This window comes from Streptomyces sp. NPDC048417, from assembly GCF_040651615.1.
Classification (GTDB): domain Bacteria; phylum Actinomycetota; class Actinomycetes; order Streptomycetales; family Streptomycetaceae; genus Streptomyces.
Genome location: NZ_JBEZKI010000011.1, coordinates 256675 through 271674, shown reverse-complemented (window position 1 = coordinate 271674; position 15000 = coordinate 256675). Strand labels below are relative to the sequence as shown.

The following is a 15000-nucleotide window of genomic DNA, read 5'->3' as shown; positions in this document are numbered from 1 at the left end:
GGGGTGCGGCTGGTGGCGCGGCCCGGCGGTCGGCCGTGCTCCCGGTGCCTTTCCCGATGGGGGTTCGGCCGAGGCGGGCAGGCCTCGGTGGGACGGTCGGCCGGGGTGCGGCTGGTGGCGCGGCCCGGCGGTCGGCCGTGCTCCCGGTGCCTGTCCCGATGGGGGTTCGACCGAGCCGGGCAGGCCTCGGTGGGACGGTCGGCCGGGGGGCCTCCGCCGCCGCGGGCCGCCGGGCGGCCGCGCCCCCCGTGCTGTCCCCTGCCGGGGACCTGCGGGCCGCGTTCACGCCTCCTCCGCCGAGCCCAGCTTCGCCAGCAACCCCGTCAGCACGTCCGGCGACACGGTCACGCTGTCGATGCGCGGCAGGTTCTCGGCGAGCCGCGTGCCCGTGAGGGCGTGCAGCGTGGCCACGTCCACCTCGCCGTGCACCCGCAGCCAGGCCGCCTGTGCCGCGGCCCGGGCCTCGCCGACCTCCCGGGCCCCCTCGGCCTCGGCCCGCGCGAGCGTGACCGCCCGGGCCGCCTCGGCCTCGCCGAGCTTCACGGACCGGGCCGCCTCCGCCTCCGCGAGCCGTACCGTGCGCGCCGCCTCGGCCTCCGCCAGCTTCACCGACCTCGCGGCCTCCGCCTGAGCACGCACCGCGTCGGCCGCCGCGTGCTCCTCCGCCTCGCGCCGCGTGTTGGTGCCCCGCTGCTCGACCAACTGCTCCTCGCGGCGGGCCAGTTCGATCTGGCTGGCCAGCTCGTTCTCGGCGATCGCCCGCTCCCGCTCGACGGCCACCGCCCGCCGCTCGTAGGTGGCCCGGTCGGCCTCCTGCTGGATCTGCTCGCGGGCCGGGGTGCGCAGCGCCCGCTCCACCTCCGGCTCCGGCCGCAGCGCCATCACCCGCACGGCCACCACCTCGATCCCGGTGGCCGGCAGCCGTGGCTCCGCGCCCAGCCCCTCGGCGATCCGCTCCCGGACCGCCGTCACCCCATCGACCAGCGCCTCCGCAAGCGGGGTGCGGGCCAGCACGGCCAGCGCGTGCTGCTGGGCCGTCTCCGTGAGCAGGGTGCCCAGCTGTTCCAGCGGGGTGCCGCGCCAGACACCGCTGTCGGGGTCGATCGAGAAGTCGAGGCGGGCGGCCGCCAGCGCCGGGTCGCCGATGCGGTAGGTGACCGTCGCCTGCACCGCCACGTCCTGGAAGTCGGCCGTACGGGCGTGGAAGGTCATCGCCAGTTCGCGGTCGTCGACCGGTATCTCGGAGATCGCCGCGGTGAGCGCGCGGAACCAGAAGCTGATGCCCGGCCCGTCGTGCAGCAGCTTGCCGCCGCGGTGATGGCTGATGTGCGCCGTCGGGGCTCCGCGCAGATGGCGCCTGCCCAGCCGCCGGGTGATGTCGGCCATGAAGTCCCCCTCGTGATTTAGAGTCAGCATGACAATAATCGTGCCCGTCACGCTTGTCGTCAAGGGGACGAGAACAAGAAACGGCCGACCCGGGGGTGAAGCCGGTCCGCGATGGTCAGGATGGAGTCATGGGATTCCAAGTCGACTCCGAAGCCGGGCGGCTGCGCCGCGTCATCCTGCACCGGCCGGATCTGGAGCTCAAAAGGCTCACCCCCAGCAACAAGGACGCCCTTCTCTTCGACGACCTCCTGTGGGTGCGCCGGGCCAGGGCCGAGCACGACGGTTTCGCGGACGTGCTCCGGGACCGCGGGGTCGCCGTCCATCTCTTCGGCGACCTGCTCACCGAGACGCTGGCGATCCCGGCGGCTCGCACCCTCGTCCTGGACCGGGTCTTCGACGAGAAGGAGTACGGTCCGCTCGCCACCGACCATCTGCGCGCCGCCTTCGAGGACCTGCCCGCGCCCCAGCTGGCCGAGGCGCTGGTCGGCGGCATGACCAAGCGGGAGTTCCTGGACGGGCACGCGGAGCCCACCTCGGTCCGCTTCCATGTCATGGACCTCGACGGCTTCCTCCTCGAACCGCTCCCCAACCACCTCTTCACCCGCGACACCTCCGCCTGGGTCTACGACGGCGTCTCCATCAACGCCATGCGCTGGCCGGCCCGGCAGCGCGAGACCGTGCACTTCGAGGCGATCTACCGGCACCACCCGCTCTTCCGTGGCGAAACGTTCCACGTCTGGTCGGAGGGGCAGGCCGCCTACCCCTCGACCATCGAGGGCGGCGACGTCCTGGTGATCGGCAGCGGCGCGGTCCTGATCGGGATGAGCGAGCGCACCACCCCGCAGGCGGTGGAGATGCTCGCGCACAAGCTGTTCGCGGCGGGCTCCGCGCAGACGATCGTGGCCCTGGACATGCCGAAGCGGCGCGCCTTCATGCACCTCGACACCGTGATGACGATGGTCGACGGCGACACCTTCACCCAGTACGCCGGGCTCGGCATGCTCCGCTCGTACACCATCGAACCGGGCGTCGGCGAGAAGGAGCTCAAGGTCACCGACCATCCGCCGGAGCACATGCACCGCGCGATCGCCGCCGCCCTCGGCCTCAGCGAGATCCGGGTGCTCACCGCCACCCAGGACGTGCACGCGGCCGAGCGTGAGCAGTGGGACGACGGCTGCAACGTCCTGGCCGTCGAACCCGGTGTCGTCGTCGCCTACGAGCGCAACTCCACCACCAACACCCATCTGCGCAAACAGGGCATCGAGGTGATCGAGATCCCGGGCAGCGAGCTGGGCCGGGGGCGGGGCGGTCCGCGCTGTATGAGCTGCCCGGTGGAGCGGGGCGCCGTATGAGACCGGACCTGTGTGAGCCCGGAGCCGGATGAGACCGAAGCTGCCTGTATAGAAATGTGAAACGTCGTATAGACTTCCAAAAGTCCCCGCGTCGACCTCTACTGCTGGAGCGCCCCCATGGCGACAGTCCCGACCGCCCTCGCCGGCCGCCACTTCCTCAAGGAGCTGGACTTCACCCAGGAGGAGTTCCGCGGGCTGGTCGAGCTGGCCGCCGAGCTGAAGGCGGCCAAGAAGGCCGGGGCCGAGACGCGGTACCTGACCGGCAAGAACATCGCGCTGGTCTTTGAGAAGACCTCCACCCGCACCCGCTGCGCCTTCGAGGTCGCCGCCGCGGACCAGGGCGCGCACACCACGTACCTGGACCCGGCGGGCTCGCAGATCGGGCACAAGGAGTCGGTGAAGGACACCGCCCGGGTCCTCGGCCGGATGTTCGACGCGATCGAGTACCGCGGGCACGGCCAGGGAGTGGTCGAGGAGCTGGCCGCGTTCGCCGGGGTGCCCGTCTACAACGGGCTCACCGACGAGTGGCACCCCACCCAGATGCTCGCCGACGTGCTCACCATGACCGAGCACAGCGACAAGCCGCTCACCGGCATGGCCTTCGCCTACCTCGGCGACGCTCGCTACAACATGGGCAACTCCTACCTGGTCACCGGCGCCCTGCTCGGCATGGACGTGCGGATCGTGGCACCCCGGCTGCTGTGGCCGGACGACACGATCGTCGAGCTGGCCCAGCGGCTCGCCGACGCGTCCGGCGCCCGGATCACGCTCACCGACGACGTGAAGGAGGGCGTGCGAGGCGCCGACTTCATCGCCACCGACGTATGGGTGTCGATGGGCGAGCCCAAGGAGGTCTGGGACGAGCGGATCGGGCTGCTCGGCCCCTACGCCGTGACCATGGACGTGCTGCGCGCCAGCGGCAACCCCGACGTCAGGTTCCTGCACTGCCTCCCGGCCTTCCACGACCTGGGCACCGACGTCGGCCGGGAGATCTTCGAGCGCCATGGACTGACCGAGCTGGAGGTCACCGACGAGGTGTTCGAGTCCGAGCACTCGGTCGTCTTCGACGAGGCCGAGAACCGGATGCACACCATCAAGGCGGTACTGGTGGCCACGCTCGGCTGACCGCCGTAACGCGCGGGCCTCACCAGGCCCTGTCCTTTCCGGCGGCCCGGCGCCACCCCTGCCGCGGCCGCCCCGGCGACCGACCCGGATCGCACCCGTACCACCAGAAACGAGCACCACCCGCATGCCCCGCATCAAGTCCCCGCACCTGCTGGTCGCCGAATCCGGCGCCGACCGGGCGGGCCACGGCCTCCGCCGCACCATGGGTCTCTTCCAGCTGATCTGCTTCGGCATCGGCGCGATCGTCGGCACCGGCATCTTCGTCGGGCTCTCCGACTCGGTCGCCCAGGCCGGCCCGGCCGTCGTGATCTCGTTCGTCCTCGCCGCGGTCACCTGCGTCTTCACCGCCCTCTCCTTCGCCGAGCTGGGCGGCGCGATCCCGGTCTCCGGATCGTCGTACTCCTTCGCCTACGCCGGTCTCGGCGAGTCCACGGCCTTCCTGGTCGGCTGGTGCCTGCTCCTGGAGTACGGCATCTCCATCTCGGCCGTCGCCGTCGGCTGGAGCCAGTACGTCAACGAACTGCTGCACAGCCTCACCGGCCTCCAGCTCCCGCACGCCCTGTCCGCGGGCCCCGGCGACGGCGGGATGGTGAACCTCCCCGCCGTGATCGTCATCGCGATGGCCGCCGTGCTGCTGGTGCGCGGGGTCCGGGAGAGCGCCCGGGCGACCGCCGCGATGGCGGCCGTGAAGCTCGTCATCCTGGTCGCCTTCTGCGTGATCGGCTTCAGCGCCTTCAAGGACGGCAACCTGGTGCCGTTCTCCCCGGCCGGGCTCGGCGGCATCGGCGCGGGCACCACCGCCGCGTTCTTCTCGTACATCGGCTTCGACGCGATCACCACGGCCGGCGAGGAGGCCAAGAACCCGCGCCGGGACATCCCGGTCGCGATCCTCGTCTGCATGGGCGTGGTCACCCTGCTCTACTGCGCGGTCGCGCTGGCCGCGACCGGCGCCATCGGCGGCGACCAGGTGGCAGGGCGTCCCGCAGCCCTCTCCTACGTCGTCAACCAGGTCACGGGGTCCACGATCGGCGGCGGTGTGATCGCCTTCGGCGCGGTCGTCGCCATCGCCTCCGTCGTCCTCGCGGTGATGTACGGCCAGACCCGCATCCTCATGTCCATGTCCCGGGACGGGCTGATCCCGCGCGTCTTCGAGAAGGTCTCCCCGAAGACCGCCACCCCGGTCGCGGGCACCCTGATCGTCGCGGTCGTCTTCGCGCTCCCGGCGGCCTTCGCCTCGCTGGACGCGGTGATGAACCTGTGCACCATCGGCACCCTCGCGATCATGGCCGTGGTGAACATCGCGGTGATCGCCCTGCGCCGCCGCGAACCGGCCCTCGCCCGCACCTTCCGGGTGCCGCTCTACCCGGTCGTGCCGCTGCTGGGCGTCGGTTTCTGCCTGTATCTGATCTACGAGACCGGGTGGACGACCTGGCTCCAGTTCGCCGTCTTCCTGGCGGTGGGCCTGCTCGTCTACGTCGGTTACGGGCGCCGGCGCTCCACGCTGGCGCGCGCCGGGGTGATCACGCCGGACGCCACTGACGCGGTACTGCAGGAAGCCTGAACCACACCGCCTTGCCGGACTCGGTGGGGCGGTGCCCGCAGGACGCGCTGAGGGCGCGGATCAGCAGCAGACCGCGCCCGCCCTCGTCCATGGGGTCGGGCTCCTCGATCACCGGACGGGTGAGATGGCCGGGCGGCGCCGGGTCCGGGTCGTGCACCTCGACCTTGCAGCCGCCCGGCATCAGCTCGACGACCAGCTCTATCGGCCCCTTGCCCGCGGTGTGCTCGACGGCGTTGGCGACCAGTTCCGCGGTGAGCAGCTCTGCGGTGTCGGGGTCGGCCGCGTGGCCCGCCTCCTCCATCGCCGAACGCACCAGGGCACGGGCGACCGGCACGGCCGCGACGGTGTGCGGCAGCGCGATGCGCCAGGAGGCGGCGGCGGAAGGTGGTTCGTACACGGCGATTCCGTTCATGGAGCAGGCGATCACTGCTTGTCCTGCTTTCAACTGTAGGAATGGTACGGGTCCCGTCCCAGAGCCTGTCGGCGGGCCCCGGACCGGACCATCGGCCCGACAACAGGCTGCTTACCCCGGCCGGCGGGCCGTCTTTCACGGCCGCCCGCTCTGTTACCGCCTTATTGACGCGCCGTGACCTTGTGACCGTCCCGAACGCGCAGAGCCCCCGGCACCCGCCGGGGGCTCTGCGACCGAAGAGGGGATCAGGCGAAGTCGACCATCCCCGCGGTCAGCGTCGCGCCGTCCGCCGGATCGATCAGGATGAACGCGCCGGTGCGCCGGGAGACCGCGTAGGCGTCCAGCGGCAGCGGCTCGGCGCTGCGCAGGGTGATCCGGCCCAGGTCGTTGGCGGTGAGCTCGGCCGCGCCCGCCAGCTCCCGGACGATCGCCTTGACGGTCCGGGTGGTGTGTTTGAGCAGCACCCGGTCGCCGACCCGGAGCGGCCGGTCGGCCAGATGGCACACGGCCGCCGAGACGTCCTGGGTGAGCACGGGCGTCTCCGGCCCGGCGGTGATCATGTCGCCTCGGGACACGTCCCGCTGGTCGGCCAGGCGAACCCCGAGGGACTGCGGGGCGTGCGCGGCCTCGACCGCGGTGCCGAGCACGTCGATCGCGGTGATCTCGGAGGTCTCCCCGGACGGGTGGACGGTGACCCGGTCGCCGACCCGCAGCGAACCGGAGACCAGCTGGCCCGCGTAGTGACGGATGTCACCGTGCCGGATGACGTACTGGACCGGGAAACGGGCCGGGGCGTCGGCCGCGGCCGCGGCGACCGGGACGCTCTCCAGGAACTCCAGCAGGGCCGGGCCGTCGTACCAGTCCATGGCCGCGGACCGGTCGACGACGTTGTCGCCGACCAGCGCGGAGACCGGGATCGCGGTGACCTCCGGGAGCCCCAGCTCGGCGGTCTGCGCGGTGAAGTCGGCGACGATCCGCTCGAACTCGGCCCGCTCGTAGCCGACCAGGTCCATCTTGTTGACCGCGAGGACGACATGCGGGACCCGGAGCAGGGCGGCCACGGCCGCGTGCCGGCGGGTCTGCTCGAGGACCCCGTTGCGGGCGTCGATCAGGATGATCGCCAGCTCGGCGGTGGAGGCGCCGGTGACCATGTTCCGGGTGTACTGCACATGCCCCGGGGTGTCGGCCAGGATGAACCGGCGCCTCGGGGTGGCGAAGTAGCGGTAGGCCACGTCGATGGTGATGCCCTGCTCGCGCTCGGCGCGCAGCCCGTCGGTGAGGAGGGCCAGGTCGGGGGCGTCCTTGCCGCGGCTGAGGGAGGCCTGCTCCACGGCTTCCAGCTGGTCGGTGAGGACCGACTTGGAGTCGTGCAGCAGCCGTCCGACGAGGGTGGACTTGCCGTCGTCGACCGAGCCGGCGGTCGCGAAACGCAGGGTGTCGATGGTCGGGCCGGCAGCGCTGGTGCTCGTGCTCATGCTCGTGCTCGTGCTGGTCATGCCTAGAAGTACCCCTCGCGCTTGCGGTCTTCCATCGCGGCCTCGGAGAGCTTGTCGTCGGCGCGGGTGGCGCCGCGCTCGGTGAGCCGGGAGGCGGCGATCTCGGCGATCACCTTGTCGATGCCGTCGGCGTCGGAGTCGACGGCGCCCGTGCAGGACATGTCGCCGACGGTCCGGTAGCGCACCCGGCGCTTCTCGACGGTCTCGTTCTCGCGGGGGCCGCCCCAGTCACCGGCGGTCAGCCACATCCCGCCGCGCCGGAACACCTCGCGGTGGTGGGCGTAGTAGATGTCCGGCAGCTCGATGTCCTCGCGGGCGATGTACTGCCAGACGTCCAGCTCGGTCCAGTTGGAAAGCGGGAAGACCCGGACGTGCTCGCCGGGGGCGTGCCGTCCGTTGTAGAGGTTCCACAGCTCGGGGCGCTGGCGGCGCGGGTCCCACTGGGAGAACTCGTCCCGCAGCGAGAAGACCCGCTCCTTGGCGCGGGCCTTCTCCTCGTCGCGGCGGCCGCCGCCGAAGACCGCGTCGAACCTCTCGCTCTGGATCTTCTCGGTCAGCGGCACCGTCTGGAGCGGGTTACGAGTCCCGTCCGGGCGCTCCTTGAGCACTCCCCGGTCGATGTAGTCCTGCACGGAGGCCACGTGCAGCCGCAGCCCGTGCCGCTCGACCGTGCGGTCCCGGTACTCGAGGACCTCGGGGAAGTTGTGCCCGGTGTCCACGTGCAGCAGGGAGAAGGGGACCGCCGCCGGGGCGAACGCCTTCAGGGCGAGATGCAGCATGACGATGGAGTCCTTGCCGCCGGAGAACAGGATCACCGGCCGCTCGAACTCGCCCGCCACCTCGCGGAAGATGTGGACCGCCTCGGACTCCAGCGCGTCCAGGTGGGACAGGGTGAAGGTGCTCATGCCAGCCCCCGCTCCATCAGCAGCACGTGCACCGCGTCCGCCGACTCCTGCGGGGTCTGGTCCTGGGTGTGCAGCACCAGCGCCGGGTCGGTGGGCGGCTCGTACGGGTCGTCGACACCGGTCAGCCCGGTCATCTCGCCCGCGGCCTGCCTGGCGTACAGACCCTTCACGTCCCGCTCACTGCACACCTCGACCGGGGTCGCGACATGCACCTCCAGGTACGGCGTGCCGCTCTTCTCGTGCCGGTCGCGGACCGCCTCGCGGCTGTCGGCGTAGGGCGCGATGACTGGGACGACGGAGAGCACGCCGTTGCGCGCCAGCACCTCGGAGACCAGCCCGATGCGCTGCACATTGGTGTTGCGGTCCGCCCGGGAGAAGCCGAGGCCGGCCGAGAGGAAGCGGCGTATCTCGTCGCCGTCGAGGACCTCCACGCGATGTCCCTGGGCCTTGAGCCGATCGCCCAGCAGCCGGGCGATCGTCGTCTTGCCCGCGCTCGGCAACCCCGTCAGCCAGACCGTGGCCCCCTGAGCCCTTGGCGTGGTGGTCATGCGCAACAGACCTCTTCCCTACCTACTCAAACCTGCGTACGACCCGTCGAAGAGTAGGTAAGAAGTCTGAGAGGAGCGGTTAAGGAAGCTGAGGTTTAGCTGAGTGACTCGTGGTACGCAAGAGGTCACAGGGGCGTGCAATGAACATTTCACCATCGGCGGTCTGCTGGCCGGTCCGTTCACAGGCCGGCGAAGGCACCGCCCGGGTCCCGCAGCCGCTGGTGCAACGCCCGGAAGACGGCGGCCGAACGGGTGCCCGGCCAGTCGGCGGGCAGCAGGCCCGTCGGCAGTCCGGGGTCCGAGTACGGCAGATGGCGCCAGGAGTCCAGGGCGAGGAGATAGTCGTGGTAGGCGTCCTCGGGCGGGGTGTCCGTCCGGTGCTCCCAGTCGCGCAGCACCGGCTCGTGGTCGTCGAGGAACTGTTCGTGCTCCTTGGCGATCGCGGTCAGATCCCACCAACGGGCGACCGCCTCGGTGGTGGGCGCGAACCCGAGATGGTCACCGCGGAAGAAGTCCACGTACGGATCGAGGCCGAGCCGGTGCAGGGTGTGCCGGGTCTCCTCGAACAGCCGGGCCGGGGCGATCCACACCCCGGGCGCGGCGGTGCCGAAGCCGAGTCCGGCGAGCCGGGAGCGCAGTACATGCCGCTTCTGCCGTTCCGACTCGGGCACCGAGAAAACGGCGAGCACCCAGCCCGCGTCCTCCGGCGGCGCCGCCGCGTACACCCGGCGGTCGCCGTCGTCCAGCAACTGGCGTGCCTCGGCGGAGAGTTCGTAGCCGGCGGCGCCCTGTGCGGTGCGGGCCGGGGCCAGCAGACCGCGGCGTTTCAGCCGGGACACCGACGACCGTACGGAGGGCGCGTCCACGCCGACTGCGGCCAGCAGCCGGATCAGCTCGGCGACGGGCACCGGGCCGGGCAGGAAGCGGCCGTACGCGCCGTAGAGCGTGACGATGAGGGACCTCGGGGCGTGTTGCTCGGACACGTTGATCATTTTAGGTCCCCGGCATCGCTGCTGGTCACCTCAGGTACGCGCCTGAACGTGAGTCAGGGTTCCGGGGGGCGCGTCGAAGGAGCCGGGGGAGGGGGGCCGGAGGGGCCTGCGCCGAGCCGCCGACGACCGATTCGGTCCCGCCCGCGCCGGGTCAGGCGGCGACGGCGAGCCGGCCGGCCGGGCCGCGGTGCGGCTCGGTCACGCTGCCGTCGGGGTGCAGCTCGCCGGTGTCGTCGAAGACGATCGCCCCGTCGCACAGCAGGGTCCAGCCCTGCTCGGGGTGGGCGGCGACGATGTGCGGGAGGCCGCGGTCGGCCGTCGCGCTCGGGAACGGGTGGGAACACATGGCGCACCTCCACGGGTCTGCCTCCGGCACGGTCGCCGACCGGCATGACCAGACCATGCTCCCGTCGTGAACGCCGCGGAACCTCCTGCCGCGAGCTGTGACAACACACGGACAACTCCCGGACGGTCCCACGACGACCGCCGCACGTCCGCGACGCGACCGGCGCCTTCGGCGTGGCGGGACGCGCCACCGAAGGAGTGACGGTCACGCCTCCCGGGCCGGGCGCCCGGTATCCAGGGCATGCCCCACCCCACGACCTGGGAAGGATGTCATGCCCCTACGCCCCGTCCTCGCCGCGGCCCTCGGCTCCGCAGCGCTGCTCTGCGCCGCCGTCGCCCCGGCGACCGCCGCCCCCGCCGAATCCGTCACCGTCGATCCCACCGGCCGTCTCGCCGACGACGGCACGGTCACCCTCTCCGGCACCTACACCTGCACCGATGCCACGGGCCCGGTGTTCGTCAGCTCGTCGGTCAGCCAGGACTCGCCGAACTATCGCCACGGCGTCGGCGGCACCCGGGCCGTGTGCGACGGCGCCAAGCACCACTGGGAGAACACCGGCAAGGTGACCTCGGAGAAGCTGAAGACCGGTGCGGCCCATGTCGAGGCCACGATCATGGAGCTGCGCCCCCTGGGCGGCCTGCCGTTGCCCTCGTTCCACGCCATCCAGCAGCAGGACGTCACCCTCAAGAAGGGCTGAGGCGCGTTCCCGGGCGGCCCGGCACCCCGACGGTGCCGGGCCGCCGCTCATCGGCGTCGTGACGCGTCACGGTCCCGCCGCACCCGGATCACCACCCGGATCACCGGGTCAGCAGCTTCCGCAGCGCGGACGTGACCTCGTCCGGCGCCTCCTCCGCCATGAAGTGCCCGCAGTCCACCGTGCGGTGCTCCAGGTTCGGCGCCCAGGCCCGCCACAGCGCGGCCGCGTCGTAGCCGAGGGCGGCACCCCAGTCCTGCTGGAGCACGGTCACCGGCATGCCCAGCACGGTTCCGGCGGCCCGGTCGGCCAGGTCGTGCTCGGTGTCGATACCGGCCGAGGCCCGGTAGTCGGCCACGATCGAGGGCACCGCCGCCCGGCAGGCCGCGAGATACGCGGCGCGGACGTCGGCGGGGATCGCCGAGGGGTCGCGGGTCCACAGGTCGAGGAAGTGACCGAAGAAGAGGTCAGGGGCCGCGCCGATCAACTGCTCGGGCAGGCCCGGGGGCTGGGCCATCAGGTAGAGGTGGAACGCGACGGCGGCGGTGGTGCCGTGCAGTACCTCCCACATGTCCAGGGTGGGCAGGACGTCGAGGAGGGCCAGGTGCGTGACGGTGTCCGGGTGGTCCAGGCCGGCCCGGAAGGCGACCAGCGCGCCCCGGTCGTGCCCCGCCACCGCGAAGCTCTCGTGGCCGAGGGCCCGGGCCAGCGCCACCACGTCGGCGGCCATGGTCCGCTTCGCGTACGACAGCCCGTCCGCGTCGGCGGGCTTGTCGCTGGCGCCGTAGCCGCGCAGGTCGGGACAGATCACGGTGTGATCGGAGGCGAGGCCGGCGGCCACCTGCCGCCACATCAGATGGGTCTGCGGGAAGCCGTGCAGCAGGACGACCGGGCTGCCGGCACCGCCGACGGCCACGTGCAGGGAGACGCCGTCGGCGACCGGGACACGGTGTGCTGTGAAACCGGGGATGTTCATGAGCCGACACTCCCGCGCGCGAATCAGCAGCCGATCAGCACCCGCGGTGGGCCGGGGCCTGCCGGGCGAGGGGGCCGAGCGTGGGTCGGGGTCCGCGGTGGGCTGGGGTCCGCGGTGGGCTGGGGTCGAGCGCGGGTCGGGGCCGAGTGTGGGTTGGGTCTGGGGTGGGTTGGGACCGAGCGTGGGTTGGGGTCCGCGGTGGGCTGGGGTCGAGCGCGGGTCGGGGCCGAGTGTGGGTTGGGTCTGGGGTGGGTTGGGACCGAGCGTGGGTTGGGGTCCGCGGTGGGCTGGGGTCGAGCGCGGGTCGGGGCCGAGCGCGGGTCGGGGCCGGGGCCGAGTGTGGGTTGGGTCTGGGGTGGGCTGGGATCGCGTGTGGGTCGGGTCTGCCGTGGGTTGGGACCGTGCCGTGGGTCGGGTCTGCGGTGGGAGGGGGCCGAGTGTGGGTCGGGGTCGTGCGTGGGCCGGGGCTGCCGTGGGTTGGGGGGCGTGTCTGGGGCGGGTCTGCGGGAGGAGGGGACATTGCCGTGGGACGGGACCGGGTGTGCGGCGGGCCTCCCGTGGTCGGGATCTACCGTGGGGTGGGTGAGGATGGACCAGGTCGACTTCGGGGTGCTCGGAACCGTGACGGCCGAGCGTGCCGGTGGCCCGCTCGGCCTGAAGGGCCCCCGGCACCGTGCCGTACTGGCCCGGCTGATCGTGGCCCGCAGAAGGGTCGTGCCGGTGGGCCGCCTGGTCGCCGACCTCTGGGACGAACCGCCGCCCACCGCCGTCGGTTCCCTCCGTACCTTCGTCAACGACCTGCGCCGCGCCCTCGAACCCGACCGCCCGCCCCGCGCCCCGGCCCGGCTGCTCGTCACCGACGGTCCTGGCTACGCCCTGCGCGCGGAAGCGGAAGCCGTGGACGCCTGGCGGTTCGAGACGGCTGTGGAAACCGCCGTACCGGAGGAGCCCGCCCGGGCCGCTCGGCGACTGCGCGAGGCGCTGGAGCTGTGGCGGGGGCCGGCCTACGCCGAGTTCGCCGACGAGGAGTGGTGCGGGGGCGAGCGGGCCCGGCTGGCCGAGCTGCGGCTGCGGGCGGTCGAGCAGCGGGCCGAGGCGCTGCTCGCCGCGGGCCGGGCAGGCGAGGCGGTGCCCGATCTGGACGCCCACCTCACCGGGCACCCGTGGCGCGAGGAGGGCTGGCGGCTGCTGGCGCTCGCCCTCTACCGGACCGGCCGCCAGGGCGACGCCCTCGCGGTACTGCGCCGGGCCCGCGCGACCCTCGCCGACCAGTTGGGGCTCGATCCCGGCCCGGCGCTGCGGCGGCTGGAGGCCGGCATCCTCGCGCAGGACCCCGCCCTGGACGAGGAGCCGGCGGCCGCGGCGGCACGGGTGTGGTCCCGGGCGGCCGAGGCGTACGACCGTACCGTCGCCGCGGGTGCCCGGGCCCGGCTCGAATCGACCGTCGGCCTGCTGCGCACCCTCGCGGTGACCGGATCCGGCGGACTGGCCGCCGCCCGTGAACACCGCCTCGCGGCGATCACCGCGGCCGAGGAGTCCGGCGACCCGGAACTGACCGCACGGGTCATCGGCGCCTACGACGTCCCGGCGATCTGGACCCGCTCCGACGACCCGGCGGACGCCCGCCGCGTGGTCGAGGCCGCCGAACGCGCGCTGGCCCGGCTGCCCGCGACCCCGGCCCAGGACACCGCCCGCTGCCGGCTGCTGGCCACGGTCGCCCTGGAGTCACGCGGCACCCGGTCCGCCCGTGCTGCCGAGGCCGCCGCCGAGGCGGAGCGCCTGGCCCGCCGCCTGGACGATCCGGCGCTGCTCGCCTTCGCCCTCAACGGCGTCTTCATGCAGTCCTGCACCCGGACCGGCCTCGCCCCGCGCCGCGACGCCCTCGGCACCGAACTGATCGCCCTGGCCACCCGGCACGGCCTGGTCACCTACGAGGTGCTCGGCCATCTGATCCGGGTGCAGGCCCGCGCGGGCCTCGCCGACCTCACCACCGCCGACGCACACGCCGAGGCGGCCGACCGGCTGGCCGACCGCCATGAACTGCCGCTGGCCCGCGTGTTCACGGACGGCTACCGGGCGCTGCGGCTGGCCGTGACCGGGCACCCGGAGCGCGCCGAGGCCGCCTACCGGGCGGTCGACCGGCTGCTGGACGGGCCGGGCATGCCCGGAGTGCGCGCCGGGCTGCTCCCGCTCGCGCTGCTCTGTCTCCGGTTGGCCGGGCGGCCCCGGCCCTACGGCATCCGTGCGGCCCTGGACCCGGCCGCCGACTGGGGGCCGTATCTCCCCTGGATCCGCCCGGGGCTCGCCCTCGCCGCGGACGACGAGCAGACGGCCCGCGAAGCGCTGCGCGGGCTGCCCGAGCCTCCTGCCGACCTGGTCCAGGAGGCGCTGTGGTGTGTCGTGGCGGCCGTCGCCCTGGAGCTCGGCGACCGCCCGGCCCTGCGCCGCTGCCGGCACCGGCTGTGTCCGGCCGCCGGCCAACTCGCCGGTGCGGGCAGCGGGTTGGTGACGGCCGGGCCGGTCGACGTCTGGCTGACGGCGATCGAGGAAGCGCTGCGCTAGGCGGCCGACGCCTCACCTGCGAGTCACCAGCGAGTCGCGTGCGAGTCACCTGCGAGTCGCGTGCAAGTCCGTGCGAGTCGAGTGCGAGCCGCGTCCGAGTCTCCTGCGAGACACGGCCGGTCGCCAAGTCCGGGGTGTCGGTGGCCGGTTGTTCACCGCGGACTGCACACCGTCCGCGGCGCGGCTCTGCTGGGGGTGCCCTGTGCGTCCACCCGCTGGACGTCCCGCAGGAGGCCGGGCACGCAGCGACTTGTGACCAGGTTGGATCGGCCAATCAACGGAAGCCGGAGATGAGTTGCCATGGGGGATCCGGAACCGATCGGCCTCGCGGAGGCCATCGGCACGGTCCGCGCGGAACTGGCCAGGGCCCAGGCCGAGGGCGCCGAGAGCGACTGGCGGTTCAGCGTGGAGCAGGTCAGCCTGGAGTTCTCGGTGCGGTTCCACCGAGCCGGTGAGGGCGGTGCGGGGCTGCGCCTGGGCGTGGTCGAGGCCCGGCTCGGCGGCTCGGTGAGCCATGACTCCACGCACCGCATCCAGGTCGACCTCAAGCCGCTGCCCCGCCCCGACGGCCGCCACCACGAGGTCAGCCGCGAGGAGGACGGCCCCCTCTCACGGGGGTGAGGGACGCCCGTTCGGGGACGTCGC

General features: G+C 72.8%; 14 protein-coding genes. 6 read left to right on the top strand and 8 right to left on the bottom strand.

Annotation, left to right across the window (positions count from 1 at the left end):
• Window positions 1–282: 282 nt before the first annotated feature.
• Complete coding sequence (locus AB0D59_RS19670) at window positions 283–1386, bottom strand: SPFH domain-containing protein (protein ID WP_362566657.1); 1104 nt, start codon at window positions 1384–1386, stop codon at window positions 283–285.
• Window positions 1387–1514: 128 nt separating this feature from the next.
• Between AB0D59_RS19670 and AB0D59_RS19665 the strand changes: the two genes are divergently transcribed.
• The 3 genes from AB0D59_RS19665 (at window position 1515) to AB0D59_RS19655 (ending at window position 5424) form a co-directional block, all read left to right on the top strand.
• The gene (locus tag AB0D59_RS19665; RefSeq protein ID WP_362566547.1) at window positions 1515–2738 is read left to right on the top strand and encodes an arginine deiminase; all 1224 of its coding nucleotides are present in this window, start codon (window positions 1515–1517) and stop codon (window positions 2736–2738) included.
• 117 nt (window positions 2739–2855) lie between these two features.
• Window positions 2856–3863 (top strand): ornithine carbamoyltransferase, encoded by a 1008-nt coding sequence (argF, locus tag AB0D59_RS19660; RefSeq protein WP_362566544.1) that lies wholly within the window; start codon window positions 2856–2858, stop codon window positions 3861–3863.
• A gap of 124 nt (window positions 3864–3987) precedes the next feature.
• Window positions 3988–5424 (top strand): amino acid permease, encoded by a 1437-nt coding sequence (locus tag AB0D59_RS19655; protein ID WP_362566541.1) that lies wholly within the window; start codon window positions 3988–3990, stop codon window positions 5422–5424.
• On the opposite strand, the gene AB0D59_RS19650 is transcribed toward AB0D59_RS19655, so the two are convergent.
• The 6 genes from AB0D59_RS19650 to AB0D59_RS19625 all read right to left on the bottom strand — a co-directional run bounded on the left by AB0D59_RS19650 (window position 5384) and on the right by AB0D59_RS19625 (window position 10123).
• On the bottom strand, window positions 5384–5836 hold the full coding sequence (locus AB0D59_RS19650) for an ATP-binding protein (RefSeq protein ID WP_362566538.1): 453 nt from the start codon (window positions 5834–5836) through the stop codon (window positions 5384–5386). The two genes, AB0D59_RS19655 and AB0D59_RS19650, sit on opposite strands and share 41 nt — an antisense overlap.
• A gap of 245 nt (window positions 5837–6081) precedes the next feature.
• Window positions 6082–7311: a GTP-binding protein gene (locus AB0D59_RS19645; protein WP_362566654.1), complete on the bottom strand. Its 1230-nt coding sequence runs from the start codon at window positions 7309–7311 to the stop codon at window positions 6082–6084.
• A gap of 23 nt (window positions 7312–7334) precedes the next feature.
• Window positions 7335–8237 (bottom strand): sulfate adenylyltransferase subunit CysD, encoded by a 903-nt coding sequence (cysD, locus tag AB0D59_RS19640; RefSeq protein WP_362566536.1) that lies wholly within the window; start codon window positions 8235–8237, stop codon window positions 7335–7337.
• Window positions 8234–8785: an adenylyl-sulfate kinase gene (gene cysC / locus AB0D59_RS19635; RefSeq protein WP_362566533.1), complete on the bottom strand. Its 552-nt coding sequence runs from the start codon at window positions 8783–8785 to the stop codon at window positions 8234–8236. Before cysC ends, cysD begins: the two co-directional genes overlap by 4 nt.
• Before the next feature lie 179 nt (window positions 8786–8964).
• Complete coding sequence (locus AB0D59_RS19630; RefSeq protein WP_362566530.1) at window positions 8965–9777, bottom strand: PaaX family transcriptional regulator C-terminal domain-containing protein; 813 nt, start codon at window positions 9775–9777, stop codon at window positions 8965–8967.
• A gap of 151 nt (window positions 9778–9928) precedes the next feature.
• Window positions 9929–10123: a DUF5999 family protein gene (locus AB0D59_RS19625; protein ID WP_362566528.1), complete on the bottom strand. Its 195-nt coding sequence runs from the start codon at window positions 10121–10123 to the stop codon at window positions 9929–9931.
• 271 nt (window positions 10124–10394) lie between these two features.
• Here AB0D59_RS19625 and AB0D59_RS19620 point away from each other — a divergent pair, with 271 nt between their 5' ends.
• Entirely contained in the window at window positions 10395–10820 is a 426-nt protein-coding gene (locus tag AB0D59_RS19620) for a DUF6299 family protein (RefSeq protein WP_362566525.1), read from the top strand.
• Between the two features lie 100 nt (window positions 10821–10920).
• Here AB0D59_RS19620 and AB0D59_RS19615 read toward each other — a convergent pair whose 3' ends face one another.
• A complete protein-coding gene (locus AB0D59_RS19615) occupies window positions 10921–11793 on the bottom strand; it encodes an alpha/beta hydrolase (protein ID WP_362566522.1) in 873 nt (290 codons plus the stop codon).
• Between the two features lie 588 nt (window positions 11794–12381).
• On the opposite strand from AB0D59_RS19615, the gene AB0D59_RS19610 reads away from it, so the two are divergent.
• Both AB0D59_RS19610 and AB0D59_RS19605 read left to right on the top strand, forming a co-directional pair.
• On the top strand, window positions 12382–14355 hold the full coding sequence (locus tag AB0D59_RS19610; protein ID WP_362566651.1) for a BTAD domain-containing putative transcriptional regulator: 1974 nt from the start codon (window positions 12382–12384) through the stop codon (window positions 14353–14355).
• Between the two features lie 300 nt (window positions 14356–14655).
• Window positions 14656–14976: a trypco2 family protein gene (locus AB0D59_RS19605; RefSeq protein ID WP_362566519.1), complete on the top strand. Its 321-nt coding sequence runs from the start codon at window positions 14656–14658 to the stop codon at window positions 14974–14976.
• Window positions 14977–15000: the final 24 nt, after the last annotated feature.

Coding starts and splice junctions, on each gene's coding strand:
- AB0D59_RS19670 (WP_362566657.1), bottom strand. CDS start 1,386: ATGGCCGACATCACCCGGCGGCTGGGCAGGCGCCATCTGCGCGGAGCC.
- AB0D59_RS19665 (WP_362566547.1), top strand. CDS start 1,515: ATGGGATTCCAAGTCGACTCCGAAGCCGGGCGGCTGCGCCGCGTCATC.
- argF (WP_362566544.1), top strand. CDS start 2,856: ATGGCGACAGTCCCGACCGCCCTCGCCGGCCGCCACTTCCTCAAGGAG.
- AB0D59_RS19655 (WP_362566541.1), top strand. CDS start 3,988: ATGCCCCGCATCAAGTCCCCGCACCTGCTGGTCGCCGAATCCGGCGCC.
- AB0D59_RS19650 (WP_362566538.1), bottom strand. CDS start 5,836: ATGAACGGAATCGCCGTGTACGAACCACCTTCCGCCGCCGCCTCCTGG.
- AB0D59_RS19645 (WP_362566654.1), bottom strand. CDS start 7,311: ATGAGCACGAGCACCAGCGCTGCCGGCCCGACCATCGACACCCTGCGT.
- cysD (WP_362566536.1), bottom strand. CDS start 8,237: ATGAGCACCTTCACCCTGTCCCACCTGGACGCGCTGGAGTCCGAGGCG.
- cysC (WP_362566533.1), bottom strand. CDS start 8,785: ATGACCACCACGCCAAGGGCTCAGGGGGCCACGGTCTGGCTGACGGGG.
- AB0D59_RS19630 (WP_362566530.1), bottom strand. CDS start 9,777: ATGATCAACGTGTCCGAGCAACACGCCCCGAGGTCCCTCATCGTCACG.
- AB0D59_RS19625 (WP_362566528.1), bottom strand. CDS start 10,123: ATGTGTTCCCACCCGTTCCCGAGCGCGACGGCCGACCGCGGCCTCCCG.
- AB0D59_RS19620 (WP_362566525.1), top strand. CDS start 10,395: ATGCCCCTACGCCCCGTCCTCGCCGCGGCCCTCGGCTCCGCAGCGCTG.
- AB0D59_RS19615 (WP_362566522.1), bottom strand. CDS start 11,793: ATGAACATCCCCGGTTTCACAGCACACCGTGTCCCGGTCGCCGACGGC.
- AB0D59_RS19610 (WP_362566651.1), top strand. CDS start 12,382: ATGGACCAGGTCGACTTCGGGGTGCTCGGAACCGTGACGGCCGAGCGT.
- AB0D59_RS19605 (WP_362566519.1), top strand. CDS start 14,656: ATGGGGGATCCGGAACCGATCGGCCTCGCGGAGGCCATCGGCACGGTC.